This is a genomic window from Candidatus Accumulibacter sp. ACC003, assembly GCF_907163085.1.
Taxonomy (GTDB): Bacteria; Pseudomonadota; Gammaproteobacteria; order Burkholderiales; family Rhodocyclaceae; genus Accumulibacter.
Genome location: NZ_CAJQTX010000003.1, coordinates 51111 through 62856, shown reverse-complemented (window position 1 = coordinate 62856; position 11746 = coordinate 51111). Strand labels below are relative to the sequence as shown.

Annotated in this window: 1 protein-coding gene (running past one end of the window); it reads right to left on the bottom strand. The window is 65.9% G+C overall.

Annotated features, from left to right (window positions below):
• Positions 1-710 precede the first annotated feature (710 nt).
• Positions 711-11746: the 3' end of an Ig-like domain-containing protein gene (locus tag QZ656_RS06675; RefSeq protein WP_291992682.1), read on the bottom strand. It continues 25729 nt past the right edge of the window; the window shows 11036 of its 36765 coding nt (coding positions 25730-36765); its start codon lies off the right edge, out of view; its stop codon occupies positions 711-713.

Sequence of the window (11746 nt, the reverse complement as noted above, 5' to 3'; positions counted from 1 at the left end):
GAGTAGTCCCGAGGAAGAGGAGGTCCGGAGAAAAGACCGCGGCGGCGAGCCGGGCTGGCCGGGGAGCTGAGCGGATCCGACAAGCCGAGCGGACGCCGGGAAGCCGTCAAACGAGCCAGTCTCAGCTTGCTTTCGCTGTGTAATTGACTGCCGGCCACTGAGTCTCCTCTGGCTGCGATGCTGACGAACATCATGGCGGCCGGACTACTTCCCGCTGGGGAGAGTCGTGGCAGTCGCTGGCCCCGCCTCACGACGGGAGTACTACATCCCTACACACCTAGGTCCGTACCGGAGCGCCTGTACGGGACATCGCTTGGCCGCCGCGGGAGCCTCGCCATCAGAGAAATTTCGCACTGTTGCGTGCAGCGCGAGCGGCGCGCCGCCAGCAACTTCCCATCCCTGCGTGCGACTGGTATAGGACCGAAAATTCCATGACGCGTTCATTCCAGCGGCAGCGCCCGGCGCCCTATCGGCAAAGCACGCATGCACCGATGACTGACGCCCATCGGCTTGCCGCAGGACGCTGGTCAGCGTCGCGAATGCTACACGATTCGCCCATCGGAGAAATAAAAAAAATGCCGTGGCGGCGCGCTGGCAAATGCCAAAATTGGCATGCCTACGTTTCGCTCAAGTGGTCGTCGCAAGGCATCGGCGAGCGCGGGCCGTGACCTTAAACGTGTGGTGCTAGCCGCTGTTCACCGACCAGGCGTTCATCCCGATGCGCTGCCGCTGGTCCTTGACGGCCGCAGCTTTCGCGCCGGCCACGCCCTTCTTGCCAGAACGCTCCTGAAAAATGCCGGTTCCAGCGGCACCAGAGGCAACACCAGCATCATGCTCGCCAGCGTCGGGTCGTCCTGGCCGTCCGCGTTCGCTTCCTGCGCAGCGCTCGCCGCGGCCGCGGGCGTGTGATCCGGCTCAAGCGGCTCGGCGCGATCGGGAAGGCGCTCTGGTGCACCCTCCAGCGTGCGCCCCGGTGCATTTTCCAGAAGCTCTTCGGGTGCCACTGGCGATGGCCGTGACGGCCCGGGCGTCACTCGCAAGTCCTTGTTCGGCTTGTCCGCTTTCTTCGCCATATTGGTCACGAACGACTTCCGCCAATCGTCGCGCTCGCCGCGCCCATCGCCCAGCGGCAAGCGGAAGCCGGCAGGACGCGGGCGAAAGTCGATCTGTGGCAGCACGGCAAAGCGCTCTTCCGCCGCCGCCGTCGCGTAGTCGGTCGCCAGGCCAGGCGACACGCCGAACACGCTAGCGGAGGGTATGGCGATGCCTGCTGCAGACGACGTCAGCAGTCGCTCGACGCCGCTGGCCTGCTGCCCGGCGCCGGCAGTGCCGGCGACGCCGTTGCGGCCGGCAGCAAAGGAAGTGAAGGTCGGCAAGGAAGCGAGTTGCAACGGCTGTCGGATGACCGCCACTGGCAGCGCTTCGAGGGCATAACTGCCACCTTCGTCGGTGGCTATTGCCCGGATCTCCAGCGTCCCCGCCGCAGTGGCATAGCGGTGCTCGAGGCGACGCGCGTTACCGGCATAGTCGACGACCTGCCCGTCGCCCCAGTCGATCCGCCAGTTGCGGATGCCGCCGTCAGCAGCGTCGCCACTGCTCAGCAGCAGCGTGTAGGACTCGCCGACGTAGGTCGACGGTAAACCGCCAATGCTCAAGCTCGGCGCGCGCTGGCCGGTGACCAGAACCTCGACGACACCGCTGGCGCTGGCGCCGCCACTGTCGGCCAGCACGTAGCTGAAGCGATCGGCGCCGAAGTAATTGGCGAGCGGCGTGTAACGCAGCTTGCCGTTCTCGATCGTCACGCTGCCGTGCACAGCACCAGCGGCGCTGACCAGGGTCAGCGCCTGATTCTCGGCGTCGGTATCGTTGGCCAGGACGTCGATCAACAGCGAACTGCGCGCGTCGACACGGCCACTGTCGGGAACGGCGACCGGTGCGTCGTTGACCGGCGTGACGATGATCGTCGTCTCGCCGGTCGCTGTGCGCTGACCGTCGCTGACGCGATAGCTGAAGCGACCGAACACGTCGCTGCCGTTGTACTCCGCAGGCGGCAGATACTGCAAGCCAACGAGCTGCGCACTGCTCAGCGAATCGTTGACGGCGACCGCGCTGCCGTCGGCGTATTGAATGGCACCGATGGCCGGCAGGCCGCTGACGACGATGCTCAACAATGGGCTATCGACGTCGCTCGGCGCGCTCAGGCCGAGCGCCACCGCCGCGCCCTCTTCGCTGGCGCTGATCGCGCTGCTGCTGGCGACCGGCGCGTCGTTGACCGGCGTGACGACGATCGTCGTCTCGCCGGTCGCCGTGCGCTGACCGTCGCTGACGCGATAGCTGAAGCGACCGACCACGTCGCTGCCGTTGTACTCCGCAGGCGGCAGATACTGCAGGCCGATGAGCTGCGCACTGCTCAGCGAATCGTTGACGGCGACTGCGCTGCCGTCGGCGTATTGAATGGCACCGATGGCCGGCAGGCCGCTGACGAGGATGCTCAATAATGGGCTATCGACGTCGCTCGGCGCGCTCAGGCCGAGTGCCACCGCCGCGCCCTCTTCGCTGGCGCTGATCGCGCTGCTGCTGGCGACCGGTGCGTCGTTAACCGGCGTGACGACGATCATCGTCTCGCCGGTCGCCGTGCGCTGGCCGTCGCTGACGCGATAGCTGAAGCGACCGACCACGTCGCTGCCGTTGTACTCCGCAGGCGGCAGATACTGCAGGCCGATGAGCTGCGCACTGCTCAACGAATCGTTGACGGCGACCGCGCTGCCATCGGCGTACTGAACGACGCCAAGCGTCGGTAGGCCGCTGACGACGATGCTCAACAATGGACTATCGACGTCGCTCGGCGCGCTCAGGCCGAGTGCCACCGCCGCGCCCTCTTCGCTGGCGCTGATCGCGCTGCTGCTGGCGACCGGTGCGTCGTTAACCGGCGTGACGACGATCATCGTCTCGCCGGTCGCCGTGCGCTGGCCGTCGCTGACGCGATAGCTGAAGCGACCGACCACGTCGCTGCCGTTGTACTCCGCAGGCGGCAGATACTGCAGGCCGATGAGCTGCGCACTGCTCAACGAATCGTTGACGGCGACCGCGCTGCCATCGGCGTACTGAACGACGCCAAGCGTCGGTAGGCCGCTGACGACGATACTCAACAATGGACTATCGACGTCGCTCGGCGCGCTCAGGCCGAGCGCCACCGCCGCGCCCTCTTCGCTGGCGCTGATCGCGCTGCTGCTGGCGACCGGCGCGTCGTTGACCGGCGTGACGACGATCATCGTCTCGCCGGTCGCCGTGCGCTGGCCGTCGCTGACGCGATAGCTGAAGCGACCGACCACGTCGCTGCCGTTGTACTCCGCAGGCGGCAGATACTGCAGGCCGATGAGCTGCGCACTGCTCAACGAATCGTTGACGGCGACCGCGCTGCCATCGGCGTACTGAACGACGCCAAGCGTCGGTAGGCCGCTGACGACGATACTCAACAATGGACTATCGACGTCGCTCGGCGCGCTCAGGCCGAGCGCCACCGTACTGCCCTCTTCGCTGGCGATGATCGCGCTGCTGCTGGCGACCGGCGCGTAGTTGCTCGGGATCACGGTAATCGTCGTCTGGCCAGTCACCGAACGACTGCCGTCGCTGACGCTGTAGCTGAAGCTGCTGACGGCATCGCTGCCGTCGCTTACCGCCGGCGGCAGGTACTTCAGTCCGAGCAGTTGGGCACTGCTCAAGCTGTCGCTGGCGCCGACGGCGCTGCCGTCGGCGTATTGAACGACGCCAAGCGTCGGCAACGCGCTGACGACGATGCTCAGTAGCGGACTATCGACGTCGCTCGGCGCGCTCAAACCGAGCGCCACGGCGGCGCTCCCCTCGACGGCGGTGATCGCGCTGCGGCTGGCGACCGGCGCGTCATTAACCGGTCTTACGACGATCGTCGTAACGCCGTTCGCCGTGTTACTACCGTCGCTGACGCTGTAAGCGAAGGCGCCGACGGCATCGCTGCCGTTGTACTCGGCCGGAGGCCGATACTTCAAGCCAAGCAGTTGCGAGCTGCTCGGGGAATCGTCGACGGCCACCGCGCTGCCGTCGGCGTATTGCACCTCGCCGATCATCGGCACGGCGGTGACGACAATGCGCAAGGACGCGCTATCGGCGTCGGTCGGTGCGCTCAGACCGAGCGCCACCGTACTGCCCTCTTCGCTGGCGACGATCGCGCTGCTGCTGGCGACCGGCGCGTCGTCGACCGCAGTCAGCGTGATCGCCGTCTCGCCGCTGACCGTACTGACCCCATCGCTGACGCGGTAGGAGAAACGGCCAACGGCATCGCGGCCGTTATATTCGGCCGGCGGCAGATACTTCAAGCCGAGCAGCTGGGCGCTGCTCAGCGTGTCGTTGACGCCGACCGCGCTGCCGTCGGCGTACTGCACCTCGCCGATCGTCGGCAGAGCACCGACGACGATCGACAGCAGCGGACTATCGACGTCGGTAGGCGCGCTCAGGCCGAGCGCCACCGCGGCGCCCTCTTCGCTGGCGCTGATCGCACTGCTGCTGGCGAGCGGCGGCAGATTGCCGCTGTCAGCGGTGCTGATGATGCTGACGTTATCGATCCGCAGCCGACTCGCCGCTCCGGAAAATCCCAGCAGGTCGAAGTAAAGTGTCAGCACGGTGCCGGCGGCGATACCGCTCAGGTCGATGCTGACGGTCAGCGGCTGAGCGAGCGCCAGCGTGCCGCCGTTGCGGTCGAGCAGGCCGGTGGCGCTGACCGACGCCGCGGCAAACACCTTGCCGCCGGCCTGGACGTTGAACAACGCGTCGCTGTTGCTCACCGGGATGGTGCCGGCGACGGCGTTGCCGGCGGTATCGAGCAGCGCCACCTCGAATGCGTCGGACGGGCCGTCGTCGTTGGCGACGAAATCGGCGCCGAGCAGTTCGAAGCGCAGCAGCTGCGCGTTCTCGGGAACGGCGAAGCTCTGCGCCAGGCGCGACGCCAGCCGCGGGTCCTCGCCGAGAGCGCCCTGGCCCTTGGCCACGCCGGCCTGGCCGACCGCCATCCAGCCGAAATCGGTCGCCGTCACGTCGGCGACATCGAAACCGCCATTGACGATACCGGTGTGGACCTCACCGTTGAAGAGCAGCGATTGCGAAGTCACTGCGGCCGTCATCGCGCCCTGCATGCCGACAAAAGCCAGCAAGGCGGTGAGTGGATCGGCTTCGGCAGCACCGTCACCGACCCCGGGCGCCAGCACCTTCGCAGTGCGGCCGGGACGGTTTGACGCGTCGAGCGCGTCGAGGTCCAGATACCAGGTCGCCAGGGCATTGGTGCCGGCCAGCGATACCGTCGTCTCGGGATTGTCCATCGCCAGGTGCAACGCTTCACGTTGCCGATCGGCGACGGTGACGGTGTTGGCGGTGGACATGAAGTTGTCGCCGCCGTTGCGTGGCACCGACTCGAAGGGATTGTAGATGTACTCGTCGAACAGCCCGAGGTTGTGCGCCAGTTCGTGACCGACGACCCAGCCGAAGGACTCGCCGACGTCCTGGCGCGTGTCGCCGACATCCACATACGCGCGCAGGATGCCATCGACGACCAGCGTCATCGGCTTACCGCCGGCCATCGCACCGGTACGCAGCGGATTGACCACTTGCGACAACAGGAAGCGCTTGGCGGGAATCGAAATGTCATCGCGCAGAACCTTGCCGCCAAAGCTGTTGACGCCACCACCGGCCTCGGTGAGATCGTTCTCGAAACTGGTATAGGCAAAGTCGAGCCCGGCGAAGCTGCGCGACTCGTCGTCGGTGACGTTGAGCCACGCCCGGTTGATCATGACAATCGGATTGAGACCATTTTCCGCGTAGGCAAACTCGTCCTGCTCGATACTCGGCAGGTAGATCGACGCCGGGTACACCGGCCCCAGCGCATTCGGGTCCTTGCCGAAAACGTTGTGGAAACCAGTCAGCACGTCGGCCCATTCGGCGTCGCTGATCACCGGCGAGAAGAGGTTGACGAAGGTGCCGTAGTTGCCGGTGGCGAAACCGTTGGCGTCGTGCACCGGCGTCGTCGGGTCGGCGAGCCACTGCTCGTACTCGCTGCGAATCGCCTGCACCATCGTGCGCAGCGTCGACAGCGAAACGCCAACGGTCTGTTTCTCGACGGCGCGCGCCTTGACGGTGATCTTGCCGAGGTTGCGGCCGCCCTCCTCGATCTGGTACTCGGCAAAGTCGTCGATCGGGCTGGGGTTCGCCGACTGGTACTTGATCCCCTGCGCGATGTCGCCGACGACCTCGACCGAGAATCGTCCGCTCTGATTCAACAGCGGCTTGACGTCTACCTGTGCGGCATTGTCGAAAGACAGCGTTCGCGTCTTGCCGTCGAGCGTGTCCATCATCGTCCACACGCCATCGCCAGCGTCACCGTCGGCAAAGTCCGGCAGGTAGAAGAGATCGACCACTTCGTCGCGGACGGTGCCGTTGCCGAGCGTGATCGTGAAGTACAAGGCAGTCTTCTCGATCGGCAGGTCGGCGTCGGCGTAGGTCTTGACGAACTTGTCGCCGAACCTCGCTTTCAGGTCGAGGTGCAGGCTGTCGCCGGGATTGAGCAGCAGGTTTTCGTAGATCGGCGCGTGCGCCAGGTTGTCGTTGAGCGCCTTTTCGAAGCCGCCGTCGACCAACACCAGGAAGTCGTTGGGGTCGGTCGTCACGGTAACCGTGAACGATTCCTTGAAGCCATTGGTCAGCTCCACCCACTGACTGTCGAAACCGCCCGCCGTATCGGTAAAGAATACGCCCCGGTCACTCTCGTCGGTGGTGCTGTCGGTGATCAGCCCGCGCGAGAACTGGACATGGTCGAGCAGGATTTCGGCGTCGGCCGAGCCGCCAGCGCTGAGCGAGAACTTCAACATCCGTTCGGCGCCCCGGAACTCGACCGGGACTTCCAGCAAGCGGTTGACGAAACCGCTGTTCTCGCTGTCGACGGCAACCGCGCCGAGGAAAATCCAGCTGTCCGAGTCGGGCAGGTAGCCAGACACCCGCAGCGTCTCGCTGTCACCCGCGTCAAGTACCTGGACGTCGAAACTCAGGTACTCGGCCCAATCGGGGACGACCATCCGGTTGTGCTGGATCCACGAATTGTCGTCGTCGAGCAGCGCCGCGTGCTGGCCGTTGCCCAAGGTGACCAGTCGGTCGCCGGGAGCGTAGATTGCCGCGAATTTGCCGCCATGGAACGACCAACCCGGCAGATCGCCGGTGAGGTTGGTTGCCAGGCCACCCGCCGAGTACTGCAGGAGCCAGCTGCGGTTGAGCGCGCCTTCCTCGAAATCGCCGTTGAAAACCGAGGGTACCGGCAAGCCCGAGGAATTGATCGTCTCGCTGTTGTCGAAACTCACCGGGATGCGGATGGTGCTCGGCGTACCGGCAAAAGGCACGCCACCCTGCGGCGAGAGCGCCCAACCGGTGCCGATACCTTCCGAGGGACCCGAACCAAGGGCAAACGACTGCGCGTTGTACCAGGGGATGCTGACACCCTGGAACTCGATCGCGTCCCGGTCGGCCAGGCGCCGGTAGACCGGCTCGCCGGCCTTGTCGAAGTTCACCGCCGACAGATCGGTGGTTGCGCCGTACCAGCGCCAAACGCGGCTGTGCGGGCCGCCCGGCCTGAGCGAGCCATCGTTGAGGGCGGTCAGCGTCGCCAGCCCGTCGTCGACGGTGAAGCCGGCGCGACCGTTAAGATTAATGCTGACGTCGAAATTCGGCACAAAGCGGCCGTTCGGTGTCGACACGATGCCGCTGCCGAGCGGCAGCGCCGTCGGACTGGCGAGAATCTGAAAATAGTGCTCGGCGAAATCGATGTTGCTCCAGCGCTGCACGTCGGGATCGAGGAAGTTACCCGTCGGAATGATCTCGTTGGTCGGCAGCATTCCCCATAACTGCGTCAGCGCGCCAAGTCCGCCCAGGCCAAGTACGCCGAGAACACCGCCAAACAACTGGATATACTCGCCAACGGGAATGTCGAGCGACGGCTGATTGAAATCATGGACGTCGAGTGAGGTCATCGTCAGCCGCACGTCCTTGGCGTAAATGCCGAAACGCTGGGCGATTTCACTGTTCACCACCGTGCCACGGCTATGACCGATGAGGTGGAGCGGCGAGCCGAACAGCTTGTTATCGCCGACGTCGAAGTTGAGCCTGGCCAGCGCCGAATAGAGCGCGTCGGCGGCCGCCTCGCTGAAGCCGTTGGTCGGAAAATCCGACTCGTTGAACCAGTCGCTGACCAGCACCACCGGCTTGCCGGCCATCGCCGGCGAGGCCAACACCGTTTCCAGATCGACGTTCGTTGCGAAGGTGGCGCCGTTGTAGAAAACCAGCCAGCGGCCGCTGGTCTTCTGGTACAGCGCGGCAACGCCCTCGCCGCCGGCGCGGGCGATGTCCTCGGCCATTTCGATGAACGGGGCAATGCTCTCGGCGACGTTGGTCGGCGCCGTCGGCGAGAGCTGGAAGCCGTGCGTCAGTAGTGTCACGCTGCTGAACGGCTTGGACGCGTCGCGGAAGGCTTCGGTCTTGAAAACGCGCCAGTCGCGGGCGACCACCGTGCCCGCCGGCGACACCACCTCGACGCCCCAGAAATACTGCTGACCGGCGGTCAGCTTGAGTTTCTCGGTCAGCGCCTTGATGAAAATCGCCGACCCTTGCTGGTCGATGCTGCTCGCGTCGAGCAACTCGGACGCGAAGATCCGGTCGGCGTTCTGATCGGGCTTCCCGAGGTCGCTCGGGAAGAGGCCTTCACTGCCCCGGTAGGTGCTGACGTAGAGCCGGCTCTTGGCGTTCTCGAAGCCCTTTACCAGCCACGAGAACGTGGGTAGCAACTCGCTCGTCGTTTTGCCGGGCGCCAGCAGTTCGAGCGACGCGCCGCCCTGCGCGACCAGGCCGTTGGCCTGCCCGCCGACGCCGATCGGGCCGGTGAACTCCTCGCCCGCCGGCACGCCGAAGACCGGGTCCGTGAAGTAGCTGCCGGGCTCGATGATCTTGAAGTTCGAGCGAACGTTGATCGACGGCGCGAGATCGTCGATCGGCTTGCGGTCGAGCTGCCCGGCAAAGTCCGGGTTATTGACCGCTGTTATCATCGCCTGTACGTCGAAGCCCATCACCACCCGCTGACCGCGGTAGGCGCTGTAGAGGGTGTCGCCGTCGGGCGACAGGACCAGATTGTCGGGCCACGACATTGGCACCGGACGCGTTGCGGCGACCAGCGTCGGCGTCGCACCGAGCGGGCCGCGAATGATACCGACGTTGCCCCCGGCCGGGTGGAAGGGGTCGTAGTTCGGGTCGTGCGACGGATTGTCCTGAATGAAGACGTTGAAGCCCGAGACGAAGGCGTACTCGCCGTCCTTCGAGAGCACCACCGAGATCGCATTGTTGACGTCGAAGTAGTCGGTCGCCGGACCCAGATGCATCGCGACGGCGGTCTGCGTGTAGCTGCCGACATCGCCCTTGACGATCACCACGCCCCGCGAGTCCGACAGGCGGTTGGTGTACAGCATCACGTTGGCGTCGTTGGTCGCCGACACGCCGTACGGTTCGCCGCCGGCCAGCAGGACTTCAACGACCTCGCCGTAGGTCTCGCTGCCCTCTTCGACGTCGACCACGAAGACTCTGCCGTCGCCGCTGCCGCTGCCGCCGAACAAGGTCTTTTCGGGAGCGGCGACGAACAGCCGCGTGCCGCTGGCGTTGATCGCCATGCCGCGCAGGCCGGACGGCGCCGGTGCCACATCGAGAGTCTGTACGAGCTTGTGGTAGCTGCCCGAAGATGGATCGATGTCGAGCACGTAGATGCGCCCGGCGACCTCGTCCGAAACGTAGGCCTTGTTGCCATTCTTGCTGACCGCGATCCAGAACGGCCGGGCGCCCGGCAGCAGCTCGATAGTGCTGACGCCGTTGGCCAGGTTGCCGTCGGCGTCGAGCTGCTGCAGCGCGACGGTATCGACGACGGCGACGGCGCTCTCGAAACGCAGCGTCGCGTAGGCGCGCGTGTTGTCGGCGCTGATCGCCACCGAGCGCGGCGCCGGGTAGTCGCCGCCGATCGGGATCCGCGCCGCCAGATACTTGGTCTGGCTGTCGATCACCAGCAGCTGGTTGCCGCTGAGTCCGCCAAAGACGTAGCGTGCGTCGTACGACAGCTGCACGCGGTTGCTTTCCTTGCCGACCAGCTTGTCCCAGGCGCCATTGTTGCTGAGCACCTGCGGTCGCTTGACGTAGACCTTGGCGGTACCGATGGCTACCGACTGCGGCACCTGTACGAAAACCTGCGTCGGCGAACTCGAGGCGTCGGGATGGACCTCGTAGTGGCTGCCATCGGGCGCCTCGAAGATGACGATCAGGTCGGTGATGACGCTGCCGTCCTTGGCCGTAGCCGGCGCCGGCGGGTTGTCGTAGGTGAAGCGATCGCCCGTGATCTCGACGAAGGGAGCGAAGGCGTTGGCGTCGGCCGGCCGAAAGACCAGCCGGGCCTCCGAGATGAAGGGCTCGCTGGCCGCCGAGGTGTTCGGTTCGTACGGATTGACGACCTGGATCGAGTAGTCGCTGACCTTGCCCGGGGCCACCTCGACGCCGACCGTGGTCCGTTGTGGCAGACCCTGCGCCGGCACCGAAATGATCTGCAGCTCGCGCGCGCCGAACAAGGCGGTCATGATGAAACCGGTGGTCAGCGAGAAAGCCGCGCCGATCGCCGCGCCGCCGCCGAGCGACGAGAGCATGGCAAACGACGAGCCACCGTCGTTGATCCCCGACGGGAAAGTGCCGTAGGTCCGCCCGCGGATCTGTCCGAAAGTGGCGTCCGATGCGACGCCGGCAATATAGACGCCCGAGATGGCGACGCCGGCGTATGGCGGTGACGACGTGCGCGCCATGCCATCGGCGCCGACGATGCCGGTTTCCTCCTGCAGCCAGACCGGCAGCAGCGTCCCCTCGGGCGTCGGCACCTCGGCGTAGCGCATGAAGACGACCTTGGTGCCGGCGGCCAGGCCGCTGGTCGGAATCGCCAGCTGCACCGGCGTCGCCAGCTTGCCGTCGCCGACCTCGAGCCGGAAAGCGCCGGCCATGAGCATCTCCTCGGGCATGCTCAGCGGCAGCATCGCCGGCGCCAGCGCGACGATCGAGACCGGCGTATTGCCGGTCAGCGCACCCGCCGCAACCGCGACGATCGAGCCATCGCCTCCCTCGACGATGCCGCCGAGGCTGCCGAGCACCGCCGGCCCGCTGATTGGCGCCTCGACCATCGCCGACAGAACGAACTCACCGCCACCGTTGATCACCGTGACCGTCGAGCTCCCCGCCGCCTTGCCGGTGATCAGGCCGTCGGCCGAAACGCTCAGCACCCGGTCGTTGCCGACAAAGTAGAGCGTGCCACTGCTCGCTGGCGTCAGATCGACCTGGCCGGCGAGGCTGGCGACGATCTGCCGCTGCCCACCGTTCTCGACCAGCGCGACGGCGCCCGGATAAACGTTGATCCCCATTCCGAAGACGTAGGCAGCGACGGTCTCGGTCGGCGTGCCGACGGTGAACGACGTCGCCGCGCGCAAGTCGCCACGTTCGGCGACGAGCACGCCCGAACCCTTGCCGACGGCGCTGATCCGGCCGCCGCTGGTGATCGTGCCGCTGCTCGCCTTGCTGCTGCTCAGCGTGACGTACGACAGCGGCAGTTCGACGCCGCTCTGGTCGGCAAAATCGCCGACCAGGCTGATCCGCCGCGCTTCGCCGACGTCGA